We start from the raw sequence: 23,218 nt of genomic DNA, 5'->3' as shown, positions 1-23,218 counted from the left end.
GTCGAAAGAAACCGGCGCGCGAGATAAACGGCGCGTAAAGACGGGTGGACGGGTGGTGTGCATGGCTGCGCGGCGTCAACCGTCGTGGCCGCGCGTATCGCCGCCGCCTTTCGCGAGGCGCCACGCAATCGTGCCGAGCACGCCGACCGCGACGACCAGCGCGCCCCACAGCACGTAGCGGCGCGGGGCATCCGTATCGGCGGCCGGCGCCGGCGCTACCGCCGACACAGGCAGCGCCGCGCCGACCCGCGCGGGCCGCACTTCGGGCGCCATGCCCACCAGCAGTGCGTCGCGGCTCACGGCCGACGACACGAGCGACGCGTCGCCGACGCCGAGCGTAAACGGCGGCGTGCCGCGCGCGACGAACGTCAGCGCCGCCGGATGCCAGCCGATCGCGACGGCCGGCTGGCCGCCGCCGAATCCGCCATTGCGCATGTCGACGACGATCCGCCACGCGCGATCCGTATTCGCCGCGAATTCGAGCGGCGGATTGCGCTGCTCGCCGGCCTTGCCCTGCAGCCGGAACAGCACGGCGCCCGCGACGTCGCGCCACGGCGCCTGCGGGTCGGCGCGGCTCTGCAGCGTCGCGCGCGCGACGGTGTTCGGCTGCGGCAGGTCGATGCGCACGCGGTCGACCGGGTACGCGCCGTCGGTGTCGAACAGGTATTCGCCGGGGGCACCGCCGGCCCGCACGCGCACCGCGTCGCGCCATTGGCGCGGCACGGACGCGGTGTCGGTCTCGCGCGTGTCGCGCGGGTGCGTTTCGACGTCGATCGACGCGATCGCGGGTGCGCCGTCGAGCCAGTCGAGCCGCAGGTAGCGCGGCGCCGCGCCTTCGAGTGCGATGCGTTCCTGCACCAGCATCGCGTCGCCGTGGCCCACCTTCAGCAGTTGCGTGCTGCCGAGCGACCGCCAGCTGCGCAGGTCGTCGCTGGCTTCGATGGCGACACGCCCCTGGTAGCTGTCGTCGCTCACGTGCACGAGCAGCGCGTCGATCTCGCCGTCCGCATGCGACAGGTCGACGAGATCCGCGCCGTGCTTCGCGCGCACCGGTGCGGCGACGCCCGCGCGCAGCGCGCCGTCCGGGCCGACCGTCACGCCGAGCGGCGCGTTGCCCTTGTCGGCGCGGGCGGGCGGCAGCGCAAACCAGTGCACGGGCGTGCGCTTCGGCGGGACGGCGGGTGCGGCCGCCGCCGGGGCGTCGAGCGAATACGGCACCGGCTCGCCCGCGCCGTTGAAGATGCGCACGTCACCGAGGTCGTCGCGCCGGCTCGCCGCGTAGACGGGCTGCGGCACGGTGAGCTGGTAATACGCGGCGGTGCCGTCGAGGTCGAGCGAGAAGCGTTGCGCGACGTGCCCGTCGGCCGCCGCGAACGACGCGAGCAGGCTCAGTCCGAGCAGGGCGGCGAGTCGTTTCATGGCGTGTCGTCCTGCGGCGCGGCGGCCTTCGGCGGCAGCGGCGAGAAATACCCGATCAACAGCAGCAGCACGCCGATGCCGATGAACGACACGATGCGCTCGATGCCGGTCACGTGCGACAGGTCGAACAGGAACAGCTTGACGACCGTGAGCGCGAGCAGCGCGGCGCCGACGAACCACAGCGGACGCAGCCCGCGGCGCGTAGCCCAGATCGTGATCGCGAGCGCGCAAAGCGTCCAGTACACGGACACCGATGCCTGTACGAGCGTCGATTCCGCCATCGCGCCGAGTTCGTACGGCACGGCGGCCCAGTGATGCAGCGTGCGCAGCAGGATCGCGTTGAGCCACAGGAACGCGGTCGCGCCGGCCGCGCTCAGCAGCTCGACGCGATACTTGCCGAACGACCAGCCGAGCTTGCGTGCGCGCACGAACCACGATGCGGCGAGCGCATAGACCACCGCGAGCACGAGGTCGAGCGGGTTGAAGAGCGGTACGCGTGCCCAGCTTCCGCCGTCCTGCGTGAAGTTCGCGTAGAAGGTCCACACCCACATCACGACGATCAGCGGCAGCGACGCGAGCGCGCACATGCGAGCGATGCCGTCGCGGCGCGTCAGCCACATCCCGGCGAACGCGAACAGGCTCCAGCCGATCATGAACACCTGCTGGATGCCGAACGACGACAGCACGGTATCGATGTCGTAGGCCAGGTGGAAACGGTGATGCAGCGTGCGCAGCATCAGTGCGTTGAACCACAGGAACACGGTCGCGATGGCCGCGTAGTCGACGACGCGCGGATGCCACGCGAACCCGAGCGTCTTCAGCCGGCGCAGCCACACGGCGAATGCAATGAACACCAGGCACTGCGCGATGTCCAGCGGGTTGAGCAGCGGCAGCCAGAAGAGCGGCGCCGCGTTGCCGTCGCTGATCACGCTGGCGATGCTCCACAGCCACAGCAACGCCGCGAGCGGCGCCGCACCCCACACCTGGTACGCGCGCGGAAACGCCGCGACGGGCCAGCGCAGCCGCGAGCCGGGGCCCGACACCAGCAGGAGCAGCGCACCGAAGCCGTAGGCCCACGCGCTCCAGCTCCACGCGCCTTCGGGCACGTACGCACGCAGGCGCCAGAAGCCTTCGAGCGACAGCAGCCCGCAGACGGTCCAGAACATCAGCGTATGCAGCGGCGCGACGATGCCTGCGGAGAGGGATGGCGCGACGCCGCGCGCCGAGCCCGGTGCGGCATCGACGCCTGCTGTGCCGCGCGACTGACGCCACAGCAGCGCAAGGCCTGCGCCGACGGCGATGGGCCACGCGAATGCGCCCATCCCCGACAGCGGCGCTTCGTGCGCATCGAACGCACGCAGCGCGAGCAACGCCAGCACCGGCGTCAGCGCGAGCGCCGGCCATTCGGCGAGCGGCCACGCCAGCCGGCGGCGCGCGACGTGCGCGAGCCACGCGGTGCCGGCCGCGAACAGTGCGGTCGTATCGACGACGAAGCGGTCGGCATGCAGGTCGACGTGACGGCTCGCGTAGACGAGGATCTCGTGCAGGCCGCCGCTCACCCACCACAGCAGCCCCCATGCGGCGGCCGCGGCGCCGATCTCGGGCATCCACGCATGCCACGCACGTGCTTCGCCGCGCCCGTGCAGCCACCAGCCGGTGAACAGGCCGGCGAGCCCGATCAGCAGCATCGCGATGTAGGGGCTGTTGAACACCGGCAGCGCGGTGGCGTCGGCCGGCCCGAGCAGGCTCGTGAAGAACGCGCCGGCCGCGGCAACCTGCATCAGCAAGCCGAAGCCGAACCGCAGCATGCGCTTCTCGCGCACGCCGAGCCAGACGACGGCCGCGCCTTCGATCGCCCACGCGGCGCTGGTCGTCGGACCGGAGAACGCGAGCGGCACGGCCAGCGTCGCGAAGATCACCGCGAGCGCGAGCGTGGATTCGAACAGCAGCGCGAGGCGGTCGCGGCGCCGCGCGAGCCACGCGGTGACCACGACGTAGAACGCCGACAGCGCAACGGCGCTCCACGCGAGCCCGAACGGCATGTCCTTCACGAGCGACGCCTGCAGCGCGGTCGCGACGATCGGCGTGCCGAACACGAGCGTGCCGTCCACGTAGTGCCGCAGCGCGAGTTCGCGCTTCACCGCGTACAGCAGCGCGATGCCGACGTACATCAGGAAGAACAGGATGAGGAACGGCTCGGTGCTCGCGAACAGCGCGGGGCGGTAGGCCGTCACGCCCCATGCCGAGCCGATCGTGAACGTGAAGACGAAGCCGAGCAGGTTCAGCGGACGCCAGGCCTTGAACCACGCGATCGCGAAGATGCCCGCGTTCAGCAGCGCGTAGTAGCTGAACAGCGCGACATGGTTGCCCTGGCCGGTCGACAGCAGCACCGGCGCGAGAAAGCCGCCCGCGGTGCCCATGAACGCGAGCGGCAGCGCGTTCTGCCGCACCGCCAGGAACGCGCTCAGCGCGCACACGGCCACCATCAGCGGGAACGCGGCGCCGACGGGCAGCAGCGCGTAAAGCTTGGTCGCGGCGAAGATCGTCAGGTACAGGATGCCGACGCCGCCGCCCTGCAGCACGAGCCCGTACGCCGCGCGGCGCGCACGCACGCGCCAGCCGATCGCGAGCAGCGCGGCCGCGGCGAGCGCGGTGCCGGCGAGGCGGAATTCGATCGGCAGCATGTTGTTGTCGGCCGCGTACTTGAGCAGGAACGCGACGCCGAAGAACAGCACGATGATCCCGACGCGCACGACCGTGTTGCCGCCGAGCAGCCAGTCGCGTGCGGCGCGGAAGGCGCGCTCGACGAGGTCGGGTTCGCGCGGTTTGGGCGGCGCGGGAGGCGCCGACGGTGCGGGGGCCGGGGCGGCAGGTGTTGCGCTCGCGCGGATCGCGGCGGCCGGTGTCGGTGCCGGCGTGGCGGCGCGCACGGGGCTGGGAGCCGGTGCCGAGGCGGACGCCGGTGCGTCCGCGCGTGCGCCGGCCGGCTGGGCAGGCGCGCGCGGCGGCAGGGCGGCCGAAGGCGGGAAAGATGCGGATGGGGCTGCCGAGGCAGAGGCAGAGGCGGCCCCGGCGGGCGTGTACACGGTCGCGGCCGAGCCGGCCTTCGCGCCGGCCAGCTGGCCGCGCAACGACGCGACTTCGCGCGTCAGCGTCTCGACGGTCGCCTCGAGGCGCGCGACGCGCTCGGCCAGGGGAACCGGCGGCTGGGCGGGCGGTGCCTGCATCGCGAACGCATCGGGGGCCGTGCCTTTGTTCTTGCGCTTGCGCTGTTGCAGCGTGTTGTCGAGGCAGAACCCGATCGCGGCGCCGAGCACTGCGCCGGTGATGGCGGAGACATCCCCGATCAATGCGGCAATCCCGCCCACGATGAAGCCGATTGCGGTAAAAGCCCAGTTCATCTCGCCTTGCTCCCTCTCTCGTATCGTTATCGGCCTGCGATCGGATGTTCGCCGATCGAGGCGGTATCGGCATGGCCGGCAGGCGAACCGGCATGCGCTGCTGACCACGGTGGCCGCGTGGCGGCCTGCGTCGCGATCAGCCTGTTGGCGGGGAATGTATCACAGCGGCTGTCGGGGATTTTCCGGGTTGGCGCGGTATCGCGGCGTGCACCGTCCGGTGTCGCCGCGCGGCTTTTTGCACGGTCATGCTTTTTATTGGTGGAGGCGAGGCGCTTTCGTCTGAGCAGATCGGCGCGTGATCGGACGTGAAATTGTCGTAAAGCGACGCGTGCCCGATGCGAATTGGCGCAACGCGCGACGCGATATGCGCCGCGCTGCTGCGCACAAGTCCGACGCGCGATGCCCGCCGTTGCTGGCCGTGCGCGTATTGCGCCGCCGCAATCGGGGGCCGCCGCGTGCCGCGGCCCGCCCGGCGGGGCTGGCAGCCGTGTCGTATTTGCGCAAGCGTTTGTCGTAATTCGTCGGCAGGTCGGGGTTTTTTCTGGCAACTATGTAGGCACGCTAAGACAAGCGCGAGTCCCCGCTACACGAGGAGAAGGTTTCGATGGATGCCCCCAAGGTCGTGGTCGAAGGTCTGTGCAAGGTATTTGGAAGCAACCCGCAGCAGGCGCTCGACATGCTCGCCGCCGGCGCGACGAAGGACGATGTGCTCAAGCGCACCGGCCAGGTCGTCGGCGTGCACAACGTCTCCTTCGATGTGCAGGAAGGCGAAATTTTCGTGCTGATGGGCCTGTCCGGCTCCGGCAAGTCCACGCTGATCCGCCTCGTGAACCGGCTGGTCGATCCCAGCGCCGGCAAGGTGATGATCGACGGGCTCGACGTCGCGTCGGCGCGCCGCTCGGCGCTGACCGCGCTGCGCCGCAAGGACATGAGCATGGTGTTCCAGTCGTTCGCGCTGATGCCGCATCGCTCGGTGGTGTCGAACGCTGCGTTCGGCCTGGAAGTCGCGGGCGTCGGCAAGAAGGAGCGCGAGCGCCGCGCGATGGAAGTGCTCGAGCAGGTCGGCCTCGCCCCGTTTTCGCACAAGCTGCCGTCCGAGCTGTCGGGCGGGATGCAGCAGCGCGTCGGCCTCGCCCGCGCGCTGGCCGTGAACCCGTCGCTGATGATCATGGACGAGGCGTTCTCCGCGCTCGATCCGCTCAAGCGCCGGGAAATGCAGGATGTGCTGCTGCAACTGCAGAAGGAACAACGCCGCACGATCATGTTCGTGTCGCACGATCTGGAAGAAGCGCTGCGCATCGGCAACCGCATCGCGATCATGGAAGGTGGCCGGCTCGTGCAGGTCGGCACGCCGCAGGACATCATCGCGAACCCGGCCGACGATTACGTGCGCGCGTTCTTCGACGGCATCGACACCAGCCGCTACCTGACGGCCGGCGACCTGATGCAGACGGGCGCCGTGCCGATCGTGTCGAAGTGCGATGCCGCGAACGTCGCGGCGACGCTGAACGGCAGTGCCGACTATGCGTTCGTGCTCGATGCGCAACGCAAGATCCGCGGCTTCGTCACGCGCGAAGCGATCGGCCAGGCGACGCCGTCCGTGAGCCCGATCGAATCCATCCGGCGCGACGCGTCGCTCGAACATGTCGTCGCGCGTGTGGTCGCGAGCCCGAATGCGCTGCCGGTCGTCGACGACGACGGCTGCTACTGCGGCTCGGTCGATCGTGCGCTCATCCTGAAGGCCATCACGCGTTCGCGAGGTTCCCATGTCTGAAATGATTCCGCTCGGTACCTGGGTCGACCAGTCCGTACACTACCTGCTCGACCACGACGCCAAGACGTTCGACGCGATCGGCCAGGCGATCGAGGGGCTCGCGGCATTCGTCGAGCACGGCCTGCAGGCGATCCCGATGTGGCTGATGATGGCCATCTTCATCGGCGTCGGGCTGTGGCGGGTGGGCTGGCGCTTCGCGCTGTTCACGACGCTGTCGCTGCTGCTGATCTTCGCGACGGGCTTCTGGGACCAGACGGTCATCACGCTCGGCCTCACGCTGTCGTCGACGATCATCAGCCTCGTGCTCGGGATCCCGCTCGGCATCTGGGCCGCGAAGAGCAAGTGGGTTGCCGCGATCGTGCGCCCGATCCTCGACCTGATGCAGACGATGCCCGCGTTCGTCTACCTGATTCCGGCCGCGATGCTGTTCGGTCTCGGCCGCGTGCCGGGGATCCTGTCGACGGTGATCTTCGCGATGCCGCCGGCGGTGCGCCTGACGAGCCTCGGCATCCGCCACGTGAACCGCGAGATCGTCGAAGCCGGCCAGGCCTTCGGCTGCACGCCGTGGCAGCTGCTGTACAAGGTGCAGTTCCCGAATGCGCTGCCGTCGATCATGCAGGGCGTGAACCAGACGATCATGATGGCGCTGTCGATGGTGATCATCGCGTCGATGGTGGGTGCAGGCGGCCTCGGCAACGACGTGCTCGCCAGTATCCAGCGCCTCGACATCGGCCTCGGTTTCGAAAGCGGTCTGTCGGTCGTGCTGCTCGCGATCATTCTCGACCGCATCACCGAAAGCTTCGGCCGTGCGCCGGGCACCGTGAAGGCGCCGCTGTTCTCGGGCCTCAAGCAGCTGTTTCGCGTGAAGGCCGCGCCCGCGCAGGCCTGACCTTCGGCGGCCGGCACCCCCGGCCTCCGGCGGCCGGCACCCCCGGCCGCTCACCCTGAATGAATAACGGCTTCCGCGGTTTCGGCCGCGGGGCTGGCCCCCTGCAACCTCCTCGCCAGGAGACCGATGTGACGTCCGCCGTCGCTGTCGCGCCCGCAGCCTGCGTTTCACCGGTTTCATCGCTCGCCCATTTCGGCTTCCTGACGCTGCCGAACTTTTCGATGATCGCGTTCTCGAGCGCCGTCGAAGTGCTTCGGATGGCGAACTACGTCGGCCGTGCCGATCACTACCAGTGGTCGATCTATTCGCTCGACGGCAGTCCGGTGCACGCGAGCAACGGCATTGCGGTACGGCCCACGCAGGCGCTCGACTACACGAACCTGCCCGACGTGATGATCGTGTGCGGCGGCATCCGCATTCGCGACGTGGTCGACGAAGGCGCGCGCGATACGCTCGCGGCGCTCGCCGAACGTGGCCTGCCGCTCGGCGGCATCTGCACGGGCGCGTATGCGCTGATGTCGAGCGGGCTGCTCGACGGCTATCGCTGCACGGTGCACTGGGAGAACCTGTCCGCGCTGCATGCCGAGTTTCCGCAAGTGGGTTTCGCCGACGAACTGTTCGTCGTCGATCGCGACCGGCTGACCTGCACCGGCGGCACCGCACCGCTCGACCTGATGCTGAACCTCGTCGGGATGCGCTTCGGCCAGCAACTGGCCGCGCAGGTATCCGAGCAGTTCATCCTGGAGCGCATCCGCAGCTCGACCGACACGCAGCCGATTCCGGTCGATGCGCGCGTCGGCTTCTCGCGCGCGGAGCTGATCGAGGTCGTGCGGCTGATGGAGGCGAACATCGAGGAGCCGCTGTCGCTCGAGGAACTCGCACGGCTCGTGCGGCTGTCGCAGCGGCACCTGCAGCGCATGTTCAAGGTGTACCTGAACGTGTCGCCGACCCACTATTACCTGACGCTGCGCCTGAAGCGCGCGCGCGACCTGCTGCGCACGACCGACGCGTCGATCGCACGCGTGACGACGGTCTGCGGCTTTCATTCGCCTTGCCATTTCAGCAAGGCCTATCGTGCGCAGTTCGGCCACGCGCCGAGCTACGAGCGCCGGTTGCCGGGGCGCTGACCGACCCAATGGTCCGCGACGCTGCCGGGATCGCGGCGCGCGGCTTCAATAAACGATCCCGCATTCAAGCAAACGACATCACTTTGAGGAGAAGCAAGATGAAGCGCCTATTGATCGCAGCGGTGTGCGGGATCGGGATAACCGCGCCGATGTCGGCCGTGTATGCGGCCGATCCGCCCGTGTGCAAGAACGTGCGCTTCGCGGACGTCGGCTGGTCCGATATCGCGGCGACCACGGGCCTCGCATCGACGATGCTGCAGGGGCTCGGCTACAGCCCGACGAAGACGATCGCCTCGGTGCCGATCACGTTCGCCGGCATCAAGAGCAAGCAGATCGACGTGTTCCTCGGCTACTGGTCGCCGACGATGGACCCGATCATCCAGCCGTTCACGAAGGCCGGCCAGATCAAGGTGCTGTCGACGCCGAACCTGACCGGTGCGAAATACACGCTCGCGGTGCCCGACTACGTGTACCAGGGCGGCCTGAAGTCGTTCGCGGATATTCAAAAGTACGCGGACAAGCTGAACGGCAAGATCTACGGGATCGAACCGGGCAACGACGGCAACCTGCTGATCAAGAAGATGATCGACGGCAACCAGTTCGGCCTCGGCAAGTTCAAGATGGTCGAGTCGAGCGAGGCCGGGATGCTGGTCGAGGTGAATCGCGCGATCCGCGACAAGCAGTGGATCGTGTTCCTCGGCTGGGAGCCGCATCCGATGAACGTGCAGATGAAGATCGACTACCTGACCGGCGGCGACGACGTGTTCGGCCCGAACTACGGCGAAGCGAAGGTGCTGACGGCGACGCCGCCCGACTACGCGCAGCGCTGCCCGAACGTCGCGAAGTTCGTGTCGAACCTGCAGTTCACGACGTCGATCGAGAACCACGTGATGATGCCGATCATGAACAAGGAAGATCCGAACAAGGCGGCGGCCGAGTGGCTGAAGGCGAACCCGCAGGCGCTCGACAAGTGGCTCGCCGGCGTGACGACGCTCGACGGCAAGCCGGGCCTGCCGGCGGTGAAGGCTTATCTCGGCGTGCATTGAGCGAGGTGTGTTGGCTTTTTCCACCTGAGCCTACGGTTTGACGGTGGTCCTGCGCCCCCGAACGACAGAGTTGTTATCTGGGTTCGGGGGTTTTTTGTATGCTTGCCAAGCGCCGTGGTCGAGCGACTTGGCATTTGAATGACAGAAATATAAGAAAAATTAGTTATACGAATTTAGAACTTGTATTATTGAAAAACCTTTCGGAATCGCGCATTTTGGTGTTGGTTAATCTCACCAATTTCACGAAGGGGAATCAGGATGCCGCATACGCAGAAATTGCCCGCGCATTTGTTTGCCGTTGTCGACTCGCATCTCGAGAGCAACTGGCGCGGTGACGCTACCAATAGAGAATGGACGGTCGCGGAGCTTGCCGTCACACGCGGCGCGCGGGGGGATGGCGCATGATCCGCTATTTTCTTGCTCAAGGTGATCGAGGTGGCAGCGCGACAATCACGGAAGGCCTGCCAACCGTCACCTGTTCCAATCCGCCCCCGCGCGTGCATATCGCGACACTGGATATGCAGACCTACTGCACGGCGTGCGGACGGAAGGGCTTTATTGCTCCGAAAGGGCCGCGGTGGCCGGGAACCGGGCCGAACGGCAAACCTTGGGCGCTGAGCGGCGACGTCAACGTCTGTGGTTGCAATCCACAGCCGGTGTTCTATGCCCAGCGCGGCATGATGATGCGATTTACGGCTGAACAAGCGGCGGCGTTGACCGGGCAGATCCGAAACCACACGGATTCTGCACTGGCAACCGACGATGAGCACAGCGAGCAGTATGTCTTGTGCGATGAGCAGAGTGGCCGCCCGCTCGCGCGTGTTCAGTACCGCATTTACACGGCATCAGGTCAGATCGTCAGCGGTGTCACGGATTTCGAGGGAAATACCCAACGAGTAACAACGCGTCGCGCCGAGAAACTTAGGCTCGAGGTCGTGGAGGACAATAGCAATGTCCTGTAACGAATACGTTTGCGTCCACGATTCTGCGGTGACGAACACCACGCCGGGATCGAAGCTGAAAGTTTTCCTTACGCTCAACGGCCCGCCAATCTGCCCGGCCATGACCGACGCAGAATTTAGAAAGCTGATGATGCAACTTCGTGATGAAGGAGCCGATCTGGTGAAGGAGCGGCTTAATAGATTGGCCGAATGGGCACCTCAGGAGCGTAGACGTGTCTGGACTTGGTTTGGCGCGAATGACCACGAGATTCGTCATAGTCTTATCACTGGATTGACGGCTACTCTTGCCGTCATGCGATCGCTCGGCCCTGGGAGTTTTATGAGGGCCCATCCCGATCTGGATCGGTCTCTTGGATGCTTGCCGACCAACAAGAACGTTGGCACTGTAGCGCACGTATGTGGTCCCGACACTGAAACACACACAATAAGCATCCACGAGGAATTTTGTACGATTCGCGATCGAAGCCGTGCGGCTACCTCGAAGTTGTCGACTATTATTCACGAGTGTACTCACTTCAAGGATACGTTTGGAGCGAGCGATCCAAAGTACGGAATCACGCGATTTCTCCCAGAGTGGGGGCAAAGCAACCCGGAGATGGCGATAAAGAATGCAGACAGTATTTCGGCATATGTTATCTGGCTGGATTAGCGCCGCAGTCTTACTCCTTGTGGGGGCAAACGCGCATGCTTGCGTTGGGTCGGAGAATTTGCCGGGGCAAAATTTTGACCTGATGTTTGAGCAGAACTCTGCAACGGTGAGCGAAGAGCAGGCGAAGAAGCTGGCAGGCTGGGTATCTAAAATGTTGTTGCAGTTTCCGATTCGCGAAGGTGTAGGGGTGAGCGGCGTAGCCGAGCCTGTGGAAACCGATCCTGAAGAGCTGTCTGCCAGACGCGCCGAGTCCGCCCGGCAGTTGTTGGTGCATCTCGGGCTGAATCAGGAGCGCTACGCAGTTCATAGTTACGTTTATAAGCGCATGAGCGTTCAGGACGATGAAAATGCGAAACGCGCTGAGATAACATTGCTCCCTGGCTGCCCCGACAACTGTTGCGTCAATAAGTAATGCGCCTCGTGACGCCGGGCGGGGTGTATCCCGGCCGGCGCCTTGCAATAGCAGCAGCGTCACTCACGACCCCTTCGTCGCCGCCGGCACGTCGAACACGCGATCGAACGCCCACTGGAACACGAACGCGTAACAGAAGAAGAACGCGAACAGCCCAATGTCGACGACGAACGCGTCGAGCCACGAGATATCGAGCCACCCCGCCACGACGGGCACCAGGATGAAGATCAGCCCGCCTTCGAATCCGGTCGCATGCAGAATCCGCCGCCCGAGCGTACGCGTCGGCTGACGACGCGACGCTTCCCAGCGCTCGAACAGCGCGTTGAAGATCATGTTCCACAGCATCGCGATCGCCGACATCGTCGCCGACAGCGCGCCCGAATAGACGAGGTCCTGCTTGAAGATCGCCGCGATCACGGGCGAGATGCAGGAAATCGCGATCGCTTCGTAGAGCACCGCTTGCGTGATCCTGCGCGGTAGGCCTTGCACGTTGTTGCTCCGGTGGGACGTCACTCGCCGCGGCACCGTACCGCGACGTCCCGCAAGGCTATTCGCGTTGCACGCCCGCTTCAATTCACCTAATCTCACCCCGATTCAATTGAATTCAACCCGGCCCGATCCGGCCCGCGAGGCCCCGTGTTCTCGAAAATCCCCCTGACTGCATTGCGTGTATTCGAGTCGTCGGCACGGCTCGGCGCGTTCAAGGCCGCCGCGGACGAACTGTCCGTGACACCGGCCGCCGTGTCGCACCAGATCAAGTCGCTCGAAAGCCGGCTCGGCGTGCTGCTGTTCGAGCGCGGTGCGAGCGGCGTGCGGCTCACGGATGAAGGCGAGCGCCTGTTTCGTGCGAGTCACGATGCGCTGCTCGCATTGAGCCGCGGGCTCGACGCGGTGCGGCCCGAGGCGGCCGGCGAGCGCACGCTCGTGCTGACCACCACGCCCGCGTTCGCCGCAATGTGGCTGATTCCGCGCCTCGGCCGGTTTCGTCGCATCGATCCGCAACTGCACATCAAGGTCGAAACCGGCAACACGCTCGCAGATCTCGAGCGCGATGCGCGGATCGATCTTGCGATTCGCGCGACGTCGCGCACGTTTCCGGCGCTGCACGAGATTGCGCTGATCGACGAGTATTTCGGCGCGTATGCGGCTGCCGGGTTCGACGCGCATCGCACGGACGAGCCGCTCGACCTGATCGAGACCGTGTGGGATACGCCGCTGCCGGTGTCGGTCGACTGGGTGTCGTGGTGTCGCGCGGCCGGCCGCGACGCTTGGCTCGAGCGCGCGGTGTTTCGTCACTACGACGACGAGCATTACGCGTTGCAGGCGGTGCTGCACGGGCAGGGCATCGCGTTGCTCAGCTCCGTGCTGGCTGCCGAGCATGTCGCGCATGGGGCATTGACGCCGATCGAGCCGGCGGTGCGGATCGAGGGCGCGCGTTTTGTCGCGCTGTGCCGGCCCGGGCGGGAGCGGGAGCCGCAGGTCAGGTCGTTTCTCGACTGGCTCGAAGCGGAAATTGCGTTGACGCGGGAGGCGGTGGGGCGGATGGCGGGCGTTGAGCGGTAAAGCGGGCCGAGCGGGCCGGATGCGAACCGACCCGCTCGCCAACCGTCACCCGAACCTGATGCAATAAACCGGCGGCAAATGCGCAGACACCAGTTGCCAGTTTTCGCCGCCGTCGCTGGACGTCCATAACCCGCCGGTGGTCGATCCCATCGCGAGGCGCGTGCCGGTGTCATCGATCGCGAGCCCGTGCCGATACACGAGGTCGTACGCCGGCGCACTCGGCAGCCCGTTCGCGAATTGCTCGAAACTGCGCCCGCCGTCGCGCGTGCGCGTGACGACGAACCGGCCGTTCACCGGAATCCGGCACGCGTCCTTCACGGCCGGCACGAACCACGCGGTGTCCGGTTCATGCGGGTGCACGGCTACCGCGAAGCCGAAGCTCGAAGGCTGCGCCTCGATGCGCCGCCAGTGTTCGGCGCCGTCGGTCGAGCGGAAGATCGCGCAGTGATGCTGCGTCCACAGCACGTCCGGGTTGGCCGCGCACTGCACGACGCGATGCGGGTCCTGCGCGTTGGGCTCACCGCGTCGTTCGGGCGGCATGTAGTCGGCTTCCATGCCGTCGGCGGTCACGCGCCACGTCGCGCCGCCGTCGGCTGTCTGCCAGACGCCGCCGCACGAGATGCCGACCATCACGTGCCGGCTGTCACGCGGATCGACCATCACCGAATGGATGCCCGGCGCATCGTATCCGCCGCCGCCCCATTCGGCGCGCTCCGGGCGATCCCACAGTGCCCGGTTGAGCACCCAGGAACTGCCGCCGTCGTCGGAGCGGAACAGGCCGCCGGGAATCGTGCCGGCCCACAGCACGCCCGGTTCGTCGGCGCCGCCGGCTTCGAGCGACCAGATCTGCTGGAGCGTCCATGGCGGCTGCGGCGGGCCGGGTGGCGCGTCGTCGTCGTCGCCGGTGCCGGCATTCACGCTGGCGCCGGCGGGTGGGGCGTCGGCGGGTTGCGGCGGATAGACGGGAACCGCGCATTCTTCCCAGTCGGTGGCGCCGGCGCGCAGGCGATGCAGCTTCACGCCGAAATGGCCAAGATTGAGCGCTGCATACAGCGTGCCGTCGCGCGGGTCGGTGAGCGCCATGCTGACCGGCTCGCCGGCGAAGTGCGGCTCACCGAGCGTCCAGCCGCCGTGGCCGTCGGCCTGCAGGACGAACAGGCCCTTGCGGGTGGCGACGAGCAGTCGATCGTTCATGTGAGATGTCTCCTGATGGGCGGGCCTGACGTAGGTGTGCGCGGTCGGTGCTGGTGCATACGTCCCCTTATCCGCCCGTCAACGCCTGTACGACATAGACCCGGCTGGCGTCGCCGAGCACATCGGACAGGTGTTGCCGGTCGCGGATCGGCTGGCCGTCGATGAATACCGACAGGTGTTTGCGCAGCGCACCCTGGTCGTCGAGGATGTAGCCGCGCAGCCGCGGCTGCTCGCCGAAAACGGTGTCGAATGCTTCGCCGACCGAGTGGGCGTCGATTTCGCGCTCGGGCGTTTCGATATGCCGCTGGATCGAGGCGGCGAAGAAGAGGTGCGCCATGGCGGTGGCTGGCAGGAGCCTCGCTGAGGGGACGGTCTGTAGTTTAGGCGATCCGTCGGGGGCGGAAAGCCGGCATCGCGTAGTCGCGGTGCGCCGGCGTGTCCGATCCGGCCGGGTCGACACGTTCCGGCGAATCGGCAACAATCCTTGCCGGATCGTCATCGCATACAGGAATCGACCGCCATGCCGACCGTCAGTCGTACGCTTTCCATTGGCCGATGAAGGAAATACGTGCCATGCCTCGATCCGCGCTGTCGATCGTCAAACCCGCCGTCGACGATATCGTCGCGGGCCGCAAGCGGATCGAAATCCGGTCGTGGGCGCCGCCGGTCATACCGTTGCGTGATCTCGTGCTGGTGCAGAACACGATCTTCCTGCGAGAGGACGGACAGGAGGACCCTGACGGGATCGCGCTCGCGCTGGTCGACGTCGTGGGGGTACACGACTGGACGCCGGATGAAGCCCGCGCGCAAGGCAAGCAATGGTGTGCCGGATACGTGTGCTGGGAACTGACGAACGTGCGGGCGATCGATCCGCCATTCCGATGTGCAGCGAAACGAGGGGTCTATGCACTGGAGACCCCGCAGCGTCATGCATCCTGACTCCCGTGCCCGGGAACGACGGAGCCATTGGTGAGGTTTGCCGGACAGATATCGTGCAGTCGTACTACGCGTACTTGTCACCCACCGCCGCCCTGATCGGATGCGTGTCATAGACGATGACCATGCGCTCGACGAGTCCGCTTTCGTTGAATTCGAACACGTCGACGCATTCGAACTGCACCGCCGAGCCGTCCTTCAGCCCCCAGTCGTACACGAAGTAACCGATTGCCCGTCGTGCGCCGGTCGCACTGACACAGATGTCGATCGCCGTGATGCGGCTTTGTCCGGATGCCGCAACGACCTTTTCGAAGAACGGTGTCGGCTGCATCCAGCCGAGAAACGGCGAAAAAATCCGCGCATCCGGCGTGAACAATGCGCAGATCGCGGCGACGTCGCCGCCCTCGAGCGCCTTCAGGTAGGTGTCGACCTGCCGCGTGTATAGTGCCTTCGACGATGGGTCCATTCTCTTTCTCCGCTGGTTGTTGACGAGCCGGGCCGCGACAGGTGAGGCGGAGCCGGCGCAACCACGATAGCGATGCACAGATGTCCGAACAATCGAAAAATCCGCAACCCGGGCATGCGGCCCGTGCATACCCACTGGCCGAACTCACGCGGGCGCTGCCGCCGTTGACGGCGTTCCAGGCCTTCGTTGCCGCGGCCGAACTCGGCAGCTTCAGCCGTGCCGCCGATCATCTTTGCCGGACCCAGGGTGCGGTGAGTCGTCAGGTGCAGCAACTGGAAGTGCATTACGGGTGCGCGCTGTTCGTGCGTCATGCGTCGGGGCTGACACTGACTGCGGAAGGCGGCGCGTTGCTGACGGTGGCGGTCGACGTCCTGACGCAACTGGCACGCCACGCGGAGGCGCATAGCGGCGTCGCGCCGGTTCTCACGCTGCGGTTGCCGTCGACCTTCGCGATCCGCTGGCTGCTGCCGCGTCTTCCGGCGATCAATCGCGCACTCCCGCGGACCGAGCTGCGTATCCAGACGTCGGCGGACGACACGCCGGATTTCGCCGGAACCGACGTCGACGCGATCGTCGTACGAGGCGCCGGGCACTGGGCCGGCATGGTGTCGGTTCCGCTCTTTGCAGAGCGGCTGACACCGATGTGCACCGTCACGCTGGCCGCTTCATTGAGATCGATCGCCGACCTTGCGCAGGCCACGTTGCTTCATCCCGCCCCCGGGCACGACGAGTGGCGCTGCTGGCTCGCGGCCGTCGGCGCGACGCAGGTCGACCCGGAAACCGGGCTCGTACTGGACACGCTCGAATTGACGCTCACCGCCGCCGAGCGGGGGCACGGCGTGGCGATCGGTGACCCGCGCATGGCCCGGGACCGGCTCGCGACCGGGTCGCTGGTTGCCCCCTTTGGCGACGTCGTGGACAACGGTCTCGGCTATTTCCTCGTGTACCCGTCGCCGCGTGCGATGCAGCCCAAGATACGCGCGCTGACGTCGATCCTGACGGAGCTGGCACAGGACGATTCGCCGCGCATGGCGTGACGGGAAGCCACGCCCCTCACACGCGCTAAACCGGAATCGATCGCCCGCGCATCCTGATCCCGATCCGCACGACGCCAATCACCGCATTCGACAGCCACGTGAGCAGGCGCGGCATTCCGCGCCGGCGGATATCGAGCAGCAGCACGATCCGCACAGCGTCGCTGTCGTTCCACACCTCGTGCATGAACGTGTCGTCCCACAGCAGGAAACGTCCTTCCTCGAGCCGGTATTCGTGGCCGTCGACCTTCAGCACGGCGGCCGGCGTACCGTCCGCGCGCGTCGGCATCGACAGCACCAGATAGCCGCGCAGGATGCCGCGAAACGGCCCGCGATGCGGTGGAATGTGCTTGCCGGGCGCGAGGAACGACAGCGATGCGGACAGCACGTCCGGCGATGCCGCGACGATCGACGCGACGGTCGGGCAGCGCGACAGGTTGCGCGGGAACGGCTGGCCGTACGCCTGCATGATGAACATCCGCCAGTCGCGTGCATCGTTGGCCGAGATGTCGTACTGCTCGCGCATGATCTCGTGAAAGCGCGGGATGCGCGGCATGTCGCGCGCCACGGCGAATGCCTCAGCCTGGATGTCGGTCCACGCCCGGACGAAACGCTCGGCGTCGGGAAACGCGGCCGGATCGAGCACCGCGCCGCCGTCGATATGGCGGTCGTACAGCGTGCGCAGCAAGCCGGCGGCATAGTCGTAAACGACGGACATGATCGATCGAAGGGCGATCCGTAAGGGGTGACGTCAGTCTGCCCGAAGCGCGGCGGGCGCTGCGTTACGTCAGGTTACGCCGGCTGACGAAAGAATGACAGTTGCATGAACGTCCCTCCCGGGCGCCCGGCGCCGGAGAAGCCGCGTGATCCGAGTCGCGCGACGCGCGGGAATAAACGCACGTGCTCCGTCGTCATACGGGTGTAGCACATCGTCTCGTTGACTTCTCAAGGAGTGGAACATGAACACGCATTGGCTGGTGGCCGCCGCGGTGGCGGCGATTTCTCTCGCGGGTATCGCGACGCAAGCGTCGGCACAGGAACTGACGCGCGCGCAGGTCAGGCAGGAACTGATCGACGCCGAAAACAACGGGCTGCGCTTCGTGACCGATACGTCGTATCCGGACGTGAGCCCGCTGTTCCAGCGGCAGGCCGAACAGATGCCGGCGCATCAGGCCAGCACGGCGGTCGGCCGCGATCCGGCCGCGTCATCCGACGCGGGCAGGCCGGCGACGATGTCGCCGCGCCAGGGTTCTGCCGCCTGCGTCGGCCCCGCGAGCTTCTGCGCGGTCTATTTCGGAAGCTGACGCAGCCGCCTGCGTTTGCAGGTCAGGCATTCGAGGGATTCAACACGGTTGATCGATACGGAACATTGAAGGAGTTCATGATGAAAACATATATCGCAGTACTGACGATGATCGGCGCGATCGTCGGTCAGTCGGCCTTCGCGCAATCGGCCGCGCCGCTGACGCGTGCGCAGGTTCGCGACGAATTGATGCGTCTGGAAGCGGCCGGGTACGACCCGGCGAAGGGAGACGACGGCGAGTATCCGGCGGACATCCAGGCGGCGGAAGCGAAGCTTGCCGAGCAGGACCGGGCCCGGATGGCGGCAGCCGCCGCGCACGCACCGGCCTCCGGTATGCCGGCGCAGACCTGCAACTAGGTGTCGACATGGTCTTGTGCGACTTCAGGCCGGCGTGTTCGCGGCACGGCAGTACGGCAGCCCTTCGCGCCGCTCGACGCGGCAGAAGGGCGCCGGCCGCGCTGCCCGTCATCGCGCGCCGCTTCGCGCGGCGGCGCGATCATCTCATTGGCCGCGTGCGATGAGCGGCTGGCCAGGCGTGCGATGAACCGGAACGAAGACGGTATCGGTATCGGCGGCAATCCGGCTCATGCGCGCGATGGCATGCGGTGCCGCCAGCGTGGCGATCACCAGGGCATCATGCGCTGCACGACCTGATCGCGCAGCACGAAGCGGTGCGCGAGCGCGGCCGCCACGTGCAGGCAAATGCCGACGAACAGTGCCCACGCGAGGATGCCGTGCACGTCGCCCATCGCGTGGCCGAATGCGGAGCCGGCCGCCGACAGCGCGGGCAACGGCACGATCCCGAGCAACGTCACGCTCCAGGCGCGCGACGACGCGTTGATCCAGCCGAGCAGCGGCACCGCGATCAGCAGTGCGTAGAGCGCGAAATGCGTCGCGCCCGACAGTGCGCGCATCGCGGGCGGCAGGTCACTCGCGGGCGGGCGATGCGTCACGCGCCACAGCACGCGGCAAGCCATCGCCGCGAGCAGCGCGGTGCCCACGAGGAGGTGCGCGGCGATCAGGCCGATGGGCTGCGTGTCGCGATGCACGTCGGGCATCGTCCAGCCGGTCGCATATTGCGCGATGACCAGCGCGACGATCAGCCAGTGAAGCAAGCGCGCAACGGTGTCATATCGGGCGGGCGTGGACATGGAGACTCCTGCGGACGACGGGGACGATATCGGTCGAGTGGATTCTACGTTCGCTTTCTTAACGAAACGTTAAGCGGGCGTCGCCACAATCGTTCTCCGCTGGACTGTCGCTTTTCTTCATCCTGACCCACGCGACCTTTCGAATCTTTCAGATCGATAGCGGTCGTCCGCACGGGAGACTCTTTCATCATGGCACCTTCGACGATCGAGCGATGGCGTGCCCACCTGCTGATCGCCGCGCTGGCCGGCGTGTTCATCCAGTGTTTCATGCTGGTGTCGTTGCTTGCATGGCACGTGCCCGAAGCATTTTTCACCACGATGACGTTTCGTATATGGGTCGCCATCGCGTTGGCCACCGCGATCCTTTCGGCCCGCAAGCTTGCCGACGTCGCGTTCCGCGCGGCGCTCGCCTGCGGCTACGTGCGCGTGACAGGAATCGATCACCGCACGGTAGTTGTGTCATCTGATTGCGCGTATCGTCGCTTGGTCGTCCTTCACATCCGGCTCCACGGGAATCGATACGGCGGCGTGCACGGGTGACCCTGCGTGCGCGCGGCGGCTCCCGGGGTGTCGTGGTCGCACGGGTCACCACTGGGGAGAAGCATGGTTTTGCTGCATGTGCTGCGCGAGCTGGCCGGAGCAATGTCGATCGTCTGCGGGCTGGGCGTATTACTGGGCATTGCCTACACGATCACGGCCAGCGTGCTGGTCGGCCGGTTCTTTTCCCGGGCGGCGGCCGAGCCGCGCGATTATCCGGGCGTCACCGTCGCGAAGCCGCTGCACGGCGACGAGTGGCAACTCGTACAGCATCTCGAAAGCTTCTTCGTGCAGAATTATCCGGGGCCGGTCCAGCACCTGTTCGGCGTGCACGATGCGAACGACAAGGCGCTCGTGGCCGTCGAGGCGTTGCGGGCGCGCTACCCCGACGCGAACATCAAGGTCGTCGCCGATGCGCGGCTCTACGGGCCGAACCGCAAGATTTCCAATCTCGTGAACATGCTCGAACACGCGGAGTATTCGGTGCTCTGTCTCGCCGACAGCGACGTGCGGGTCGAGCGCGATTATTTGCGCGCCGTCGTCGGTGCGCTGCAGCAGCCGGAGGTCGGCATCGTGACGAGCGTGTATCGCGGCATCGCCTCGCCGGGCTTCTGGCCCGGCGTCGCCGTCGCGATGACGAACTACCATTTCCTGCCGGGCGTGATCACCGGGCTCTTCATCGGGCGCGCACGGCCCTGCTTCGGCCAGACGATCGCGATCACGCGCGCGACGCTCGAACGCATCGGCGGGCTCACGCGTTTCGCGCATCACCTGGCCGAGGATCATGCGCTGGGCGAGGCGGTGCGGCAGGTGGGCGCGCAGGTCGTCATTCCGCCGTTCGTCGTCGGGCATGCGTGCGTCGAGGAGACGTTCGCGAAGCTGTACGCGCACGAATTGCGCTGGAGCTGCACGATCCGCGCGGCGGACCGGCTCGGTCACGCCGGCTCGGTGCTGATGCACCCGGTGCCGCTCGCGCTGCTGGCGCTGCTGTTCTCCGGCGGCACGGCCGTCGCGTGCGGGCTGGCGGTCGCGGCGCTGGGCGCGCGGGCGCTGCTGATGCTGAACACGAGCCGGGCGACCGGCGCGGGCCTGCGCGGCGCGCTGTGGCTGCCGTTCGTCGATCTCCTGCAGTTCTTCGTGTTCGTGTCGAGCTTCTTCTCGTCGCATGTCGTGTGGCGCGGCACGCGTTTTCGTGTCGACCGGGAAGGGCTGCTGTCGCCCGCGAGCGAATCATGACGACCCCAACGAACCCCGCTGCCGATGCCGCGGAGCGCAACGCCGCGCGGGGCGACGCACGGCTGCGCCACGTGGGGCAGGCGGCGGCGCTAGGCGGGCTCGCGCTCGCCGTGTGGCTGATCTGGCGCGAGCATCCGCTCGACATCCTGCATCGCCTGCAGATCGCCGGGGCCGGGCTGTTGCTCGCGGCGCTGGCGCACATCCTGCCGATGCTCGCGAATGCGTGGGACTGGCGGATGCTGATCCGCGGCCCGCGCCGGCCGTCGTTCGCGACGATGCTGAAGCTCGTGTGGATCCGCGAATCGATCAACGGGTTGTTGCCGGTCGCGCGGATCGGCGGCGAGATCGTGTCGTTCGGCCTGCTGCGGCAGGCGGGCGTGCGGCCGGCGACCGCCGTCGCCAGCCTCGTCGCCGACATGCAGCTGACGCTGATCAGCCAACTGGTGTACGCGCTGGTCGCGATCGGCTACGTGCTCGAGCACGTGTCGTCCGACGCCGCGCGGGTGGCCGGCAACCTCGCGATCGGCATGGCCGCGCTGGTGCCGGTGCTGTTGCTGTTCGCGCTGGTGCAGCACGCGCGGCCGTTCGAACGCGCGATGCGGGTGCTCAACCGCGTCACGAGCGGCAAGGTGGTGGCGCTGGTCGGCGAATCGGCGCGCACCGATCAGTCGATCCGGATGATCTGGAGAAGGACCGGCATCGTCGTGCGTTATCTCGTGATCTGGCAGACGCTGCAGTTCGTCGGCTATGCGCTGGAAATCTGGCTCGCGCTGTATTTTCTCGGCGCGGAGCCAACCTTCGCGCAGGCGCTCGCGATCGAGGCGCTGATCCAGCTCGTGAGCAGCATCGCGTTCCTGATGCCGGGCGGCCTTGGTGTGCAGGAGGGCGGGTTCGTGCTGATCGGCGGGCTGCTCGGGTTCGACCCGCCGACCTGTCTCGCACTGGCCGGCGCTCGCCGCGTGCGCGACCTGCTGTTCTATCTGCCGGGCCTGCTGGCATGGCAGTGGGCGGCCGGTTCGGCGAAGCGGCCGGGCGGAACGAAACGCGCGTCGTTGCCCATCGGGGAATCGGCCCGGCCGCATTGATGCGACCGGGCAGCCCGTGCCCGCCACACTCGGCGGGCGGCGCGGGAATCAGCGCCGTTCGTCGGCGAGATGGCTGCGGATCACGTCCGCGAACGACGTATCGCCCGTCAGCCCGAGCGCTTCCGCGCGCGACGTATCCCAACGGCCCGGCCAGCTGCCGACGATCTTCTCGACGCGCTCGTCCGGCACATGGCGGATCAGCTTCACGACGTCATCGCCCGCGACTTCGCGCAGCGCCGCGATCATTTCGTCGACCGACACCGACAGGCCGGGCAGATTGATCACCCGTTTGTTGCCGAGCTTCGCGCTGTCGATCTCGCAGCCCGCGACGAGCGCTTCGATCGCGCCGCGCGGCGACAGCAGCCACAGCCGCGTCGAACCCGGCACCGGGCACACGCTTTCCTCGCCGTTCAGCGGCTCGCGGATGATGCCGCTCGCGAACGACGACGCAGCCGCGTTCGGGCGGCCCGGCCGCACGCTGATCGTCGGCAGCCGCAGCACGCGGCCGTCGACGAAGCCGCGCCGCGCGTAGTCGCACAGCAGCAGCTCGGCGATCGCCTTCTCGGCGCCGTACGACGATTGCGGGTTCAGCGCGGTGTCGTCCTGCACGACGTCGGGCAGCGTGCCGCCATAGACCGCGACGGAGCTCGTGAACACGACGCGCGGCCGATGGCCACGCGCGCGGCACACGTCGAGCAGCGTGCGCGACGCGTCGAGGTTGATCCGCATGCCGAGATCGAAATCGGCTTCGGCCTGCCCGCTGACGATTGCCGCGAGGTGGAAGATCGCGCCGGTCTGCGTGTCGATCGCGCGGTCGAGCACCGCGCGCTCGGCGATGTCGCCGACGATCGACGTCACGCGTGCGTCGCCGAAATCGCTGCCCGCGACGACGTCGAGCAGCACCAGCTCGTCGATCTTCTCGCTGCGGCCATCGGGGCCGGTGAGTTCGCCGCGCTCGAGCAGCTTGCGTGCGAGACGCTGGCCGAGAAAGCCGGCGCCGCCGGTGATCAGTACTTTCATGTTCTTTACCCTCG

The 23,218-nt window shown here is 66.9% G+C and carries 24 protein-coding genes and 1 pseudogene; 15 read left to right on the top strand and 10 right to left on the bottom strand.

Features of this window, described 5'->3' with window-relative positions; genetic code table 11:
* Positions 1 to 75: 75 nt before the first annotated feature.
* Both LGM89_RS04660 and LGM89_RS04655 read right to left on the bottom strand, forming a co-directional pair.
* The gene (locus tag LGM89_RS04660) at positions 76 to 1,419 is read right to left on the bottom strand and encodes a DUF3999 domain-containing protein (protein WP_226272410.1); all 1,344 of its coding nucleotides are present in this window, start codon (positions 1,417 to 1,419) and stop codon (positions 76 to 78) included.
* Positions 1,416 to 4,820, bottom strand: coding sequence for a DUF2339 domain-containing protein (locus tag LGM89_RS04655; RefSeq protein ID WP_226272409.1), 3,405 nt, complete (start codon positions 4,818 to 4,820; stop codon positions 1,416 to 1,418). The genes LGM89_RS04660 and LGM89_RS04655 overlap by 4 nt, the downstream gene beginning before the upstream one ends.
* A gap of 485 nt (positions 4,821 to 5,305) precedes the next feature.
* On the opposite strand from LGM89_RS04655, the pseudogene LGM89_RS04650 reads away from it, so the two are divergent.
* From LGM89_RS04650 to LGM89_RS04620, 7 genes and pseudogenes are all read left to right on the top strand, one after another.
* Positions 5,306 to 6,594: pseudogene (locus LGM89_RS04650) on the top strand (quaternary amine ABC transporter ATP-binding protein); the annotation flags it as partial.
* Positions 6,587 to 7,483 carry a choline ABC transporter permease subunit gene (choW, locus tag LGM89_RS04645; RefSeq protein ID WP_006480571.1) on the top strand — a complete coding sequence of 299 codons (897 nt, stop codon included), beginning with the start codon at positions 6,587 to 6,589 and terminating at the stop codon, positions 7,481 to 7,483. The pseudogene LGM89_RS04650 and the gene choW, both read left to right, overlap by 8 nt.
* Before the next feature lie 128 nt (positions 7,484 to 7,611).
* Positions 7,612 to 8,610 carry a GlxA family transcriptional regulator gene (locus LGM89_RS04640; protein ID WP_011354068.1) on the top strand — a complete coding sequence of 333 codons (999 nt, stop codon included), beginning with the start codon at positions 7,612 to 7,614 and terminating at the stop codon, positions 8,608 to 8,610.
* 98 nt (positions 8,611 to 8,708) lie between these two features.
* Positions 8,709 to 9,656, top strand: coding sequence for a choline ABC transporter substrate-binding protein (locus tag LGM89_RS04635; protein WP_011354069.1), 948 nt, complete (start codon positions 8,709 to 8,711; stop codon positions 9,654 to 9,656).
* 401 nt (positions 9,657 to 10,057) lie between these two features.
* Entirely contained in the window at positions 10,058 to 10,618 is a 561-nt protein-coding gene (locus LGM89_RS04630; protein ID WP_226272408.1) for a hypothetical protein, read from the top strand.
* Positions 10,619 to 10,646: 28 nt separating this feature from the next.
* The gene (locus LGM89_RS04625; protein ID WP_226272407.1) at positions 10,647 to 11,267 is read left to right on the top strand and encodes a M35 family metallo-endopeptidase; all 621 of its coding nucleotides are present in this window, start codon (positions 10,647 to 10,649) and stop codon (positions 11,265 to 11,267) included.
* Between the two features lie 82 nt (positions 11,268 to 11,349).
* A complete protein-coding gene (locus LGM89_RS04620) occupies positions 11,350 to 11,679 on the top strand; it encodes an OmpA family protein (protein WP_226272406.1) in 330 nt (109 codons plus the stop codon).
* Between the two features lie 63 nt (positions 11,680 to 11,742).
* Here the strand turns inward: LGM89_RS04620 and LGM89_RS04615 are convergent, their stop codons facing one another.
* On the bottom strand, positions 11,743 to 12,168 hold the full coding sequence (locus LGM89_RS04615) for a PACE efflux transporter (protein WP_089441796.1): 426 nt from the start codon (positions 12,166 to 12,168) through the stop codon (positions 11,743 to 11,745).
* Between the two features lie 147 nt (positions 12,169 to 12,315).
* Here LGM89_RS04615 and LGM89_RS04610 point away from each other — a divergent pair, with 147 nt between their 5' ends.
* Positions 12,316 to 13,242, top strand: a complete 927-nt coding sequence (locus LGM89_RS04610; protein WP_226272405.1) for a LysR substrate-binding domain-containing protein — start codon at positions 12,316 to 12,318, stop codon at positions 13,240 to 13,242.
* Between the two features lie 45 nt (positions 13,243 to 13,287).
* On the opposite strand, the gene LGM89_RS04605 is transcribed toward LGM89_RS04610, so the two are convergent.
* Entirely contained in the window at positions 13,288 to 14,436 is a 1,149-nt protein-coding gene (locus LGM89_RS04605; protein ID WP_226272404.1) for a WD40/YVTN/BNR-like repeat-containing protein, read from the bottom strand.
* Positions 14,437 to 14,503: 67 nt separating this feature from the next.
* Positions 14,504 to 14,773: a MoaD/ThiS family protein gene (locus LGM89_RS04600; RefSeq protein WP_043180651.1), complete on the bottom strand. Its 270-nt coding sequence runs from the start codon at positions 14,771 to 14,773 to the stop codon at positions 14,504 to 14,506.
* Positions 14,774 to 14,871: 98 nt separating this feature from the next.
* Between LGM89_RS04600 and LGM89_RS04595 the strand changes: the two genes are divergently transcribed.
* Positions 14,872 to 15,375, top strand: coding sequence for an ASCH domain-containing protein (locus LGM89_RS04595; RefSeq protein ID WP_226272403.1), 504 nt, complete (start codon positions 14,872 to 14,874; stop codon positions 15,373 to 15,375).
* Between the two features lie 64 nt (positions 15,376 to 15,439).
* Here the strand turns inward: LGM89_RS04595 and LGM89_RS04590 are convergent, their stop codons facing one another.
* Positions 15,440 to 15,838, bottom strand: coding sequence for a nuclear transport factor 2 family protein (locus LGM89_RS04590; RefSeq protein ID WP_089496270.1), 399 nt, complete (start codon positions 15,836 to 15,838; stop codon positions 15,440 to 15,442).
* 80 nt (positions 15,839 to 15,918) lie between these two features.
* Here LGM89_RS04590 and LGM89_RS04585 point away from each other — a divergent pair, with 80 nt between their 5' ends.
* On the top strand, positions 15,919 to 16,875 hold the full coding sequence (locus LGM89_RS04585) for a LysR substrate-binding domain-containing protein (RefSeq protein WP_226272402.1): 957 nt from the start codon (positions 15,919 to 15,921) through the stop codon (positions 16,873 to 16,875).
* Between the two features lie 25 nt (positions 16,876 to 16,900).
* Here the strand turns inward: LGM89_RS04585 and LGM89_RS04580 are convergent, their stop codons facing one another.
* Positions 16,901 to 17,590, bottom strand: coding sequence for an aspartyl/asparaginyl beta-hydroxylase domain-containing protein (locus LGM89_RS04580; protein ID WP_089496272.1), 690 nt, complete (start codon positions 17,588 to 17,590; stop codon positions 16,901 to 16,903).
* A 241-nt stretch (positions 17,591 to 17,831) separates the two neighbouring features.
* Here LGM89_RS04580 and LGM89_RS04575 point away from each other — a divergent pair, with 241 nt between their 5' ends.
* Both LGM89_RS04575 and LGM89_RS04570 read left to right on the top strand, forming a co-directional pair.
* Positions 17,832 to 18,176, top strand: a complete 345-nt coding sequence (locus tag LGM89_RS04575) for a DUF4148 domain-containing protein (protein ID WP_226202169.1) — start codon at positions 17,832 to 17,834, stop codon at positions 18,174 to 18,176.
* Positions 18,177 to 18,256: 80 nt separating this feature from the next.
* Entirely contained in the window at positions 18,257 to 18,532 is a 276-nt protein-coding gene (locus tag LGM89_RS04570) for a DUF4148 domain-containing protein (protein WP_226272475.1), read from the top strand.
* A gap of 144 nt (positions 18,533 to 18,676) precedes the next feature.
* On the opposite strand, the gene LGM89_RS37100 is transcribed toward LGM89_RS04570, so the two are convergent.
* Together LGM89_RS37100 and LGM89_RS04565 are read right to left on the bottom strand one after the other, a co-directional pair.
* Positions 18,677 to 18,802 carry a hypothetical protein gene (locus tag LGM89_RS37100; RefSeq protein WP_256990071.1) on the bottom strand — a complete coding sequence of 42 codons (126 nt, stop codon included), beginning with the start codon at positions 18,800 to 18,802 and terminating at the stop codon, positions 18,677 to 18,679.
* Entirely contained in the window at positions 18,799 to 19,326 is a 528-nt protein-coding gene (locus tag LGM89_RS04565; protein ID WP_226272401.1) for a cytochrome b, read from the bottom strand. Before LGM89_RS04565 ends, LGM89_RS37100 begins: the two co-directional genes overlap by 4 nt.
* Before the next feature lie 189 nt (positions 19,327 to 19,515).
* On the opposite strand from LGM89_RS04565, the gene LGM89_RS04560 reads away from it, so the two are divergent.
* The 3 genes from LGM89_RS04560 (at position 19,516) to LGM89_RS04550 (ending at position 22,184) form a co-directional block, all read left to right on the top strand.
* Positions 19,516 to 19,866 (top strand): hypothetical protein, encoded by a 351-nt coding sequence (locus LGM89_RS04560; protein ID WP_089496274.1) that lies wholly within the window; start codon positions 19,516 to 19,518, stop codon positions 19,864 to 19,866.
* A gap of 63 nt (positions 19,867 to 19,929) precedes the next feature.
* Complete coding sequence (hpnI, locus tag LGM89_RS04555) at positions 19,930 to 21,099, top strand: bacteriohopanetetrol glucosamine biosynthesis glycosyltransferase HpnI (protein WP_226272400.1); 1,170 nt, start codon at positions 19,930 to 19,932, stop codon at positions 21,097 to 21,099.
* Entirely contained in the window at positions 21,096 to 22,184 is a 1,089-nt protein-coding gene (locus LGM89_RS04550) for a lysylphosphatidylglycerol synthase domain-containing protein (RefSeq protein ID WP_226272399.1), read from the top strand. The genes hpnI and LGM89_RS04550 overlap by 4 nt, the downstream gene beginning before the upstream one ends.
* A 48-nt stretch (positions 22,185 to 22,232) precedes the next feature.
* On the opposite strand, the gene denD is transcribed toward LGM89_RS04550, so the two are convergent.
* A complete protein-coding gene (denD, locus tag LGM89_RS04545) occupies positions 22,233 to 23,204 on the bottom strand; it encodes a D-erythronate dehydrogenase (RefSeq protein WP_089496277.1) in 972 nt (323 codons plus the stop codon).
* Positions 23,205 to 23,218 lie beyond the last annotated feature (14 nt).

This window comes from Burkholderia sp. AU31624, assembly GCF_020420065.1.
Lineage (GTDB): Bacteria > Pseudomonadota > Gammaproteobacteria > Burkholderiales > Burkholderiaceae > Burkholderia.
This window is presented reverse-complemented; position numbering and strand designations above follow the sequence as displayed.

Bases quoted from the DNA above. Each gene is read 5' to 3' on its own strand.
- hpnI (WP_226272400.1), top strand. From the start codon at position 19,930: ATGGTTTTGCTGCATGTGCTGCGCGAGCTGGCCGGAGCAATGTCGATC.
- denD (WP_089496277.1), bottom strand. From the start codon at position 23,204: ATGAAAGTACTGATCACCGGCGGCGCCGGCTTTCTCGGCCAGCGTCTC.
- LGM89_RS04560 (WP_089496274.1), top strand. From the start codon at position 19,516: ATGGCACCTTCGACGATCGAGCGATGGCGTGCCCACCTGCTGATCGCC.
- LGM89_RS04570 (WP_226272475.1), top strand. From the start codon at position 18,257: ATGAAAACATATATCGCAGTACTGACGATGATCGGCGCGATCGTCGGT.
- LGM89_RS04605 (WP_226272404.1), bottom strand. From the start codon at position 14,436: ATGAACGATCGACTGCTCGTCGCCACCCGCAAGGGCCTGTTCGTCCTG.
- LGM89_RS04620 (WP_226272406.1), top strand. From the start codon at position 11,350: ATGTTTGAGCAGAACTCTGCAACGGTGAGCGAAGAGCAGGCGAAGAAG.
- LGM89_RS04630 (WP_226272408.1), top strand. From the start codon at position 10,058: ATGATCCGCTATTTTCTTGCTCAAGGTGATCGAGGTGGCAGCGCGACA.
- LGM89_RS04580 (WP_089496272.1), bottom strand. From the start codon at position 17,590: ATGTCCGTCGTTTACGACTATGCCGCCGGCTTGCTGCGCACGCTGTAC.
- choW (WP_006480571.1), top strand. From the start codon at position 6,587: ATGTCTGAAATGATTCCGCTCGGTACCTGGGTCGACCAGTCCGTACAC.
- LGM89_RS04655 (WP_226272409.1), bottom strand. From the start codon at position 4,820: ATGAACTGGGCTTTTACCGCAATCGGCTTCATCGTGGGCGGGATTGCC.
- LGM89_RS04565 (WP_226272401.1), bottom strand. From the start codon at position 19,326: ATGTCCACGCCCGCCCGATATGACACCGTTGCGCGCTTGCTTCACTGG.
- LGM89_RS04635 (WP_011354069.1), top strand. From the start codon at position 8,709: ATGAAGCGCCTATTGATCGCAGCGGTGTGCGGGATCGGGATAACCGCG.
- LGM89_RS04590 (WP_089496270.1), bottom strand. From the start codon at position 15,838: ATGGACCCATCGTCGAAGGCACTATACACGCGGCAGGTCGACACCTAC.
- LGM89_RS04550 (WP_226272399.1), top strand. From the start codon at position 21,096: ATGACGACCCCAACGAACCCCGCTGCCGATGCCGCGGAGCGCAACGCC.
- LGM89_RS04660 (WP_226272410.1), bottom strand. From the start codon at position 1,419: ATGAAACGACTCGCCGCCCTGCTCGGACTGAGCCTGCTCGCGTCGTTC.
- LGM89_RS04585 (WP_226272402.1), top strand. From the start codon at position 15,919: ATGTCCGAACAATCGAAAAATCCGCAACCCGGGCATGCGGCCCGTGCA.
- LGM89_RS04600 (WP_043180651.1), bottom strand. From the start codon at position 14,773: ATGGCGCACCTCTTCTTCGCCGCCTCGATCCAGCGGCATATCGAAACG.
- LGM89_RS04575 (WP_226202169.1), top strand. From the start codon at position 17,832: ATGAACACGCATTGGCTGGTGGCCGCCGCGGTGGCGGCGATTTCTCTC.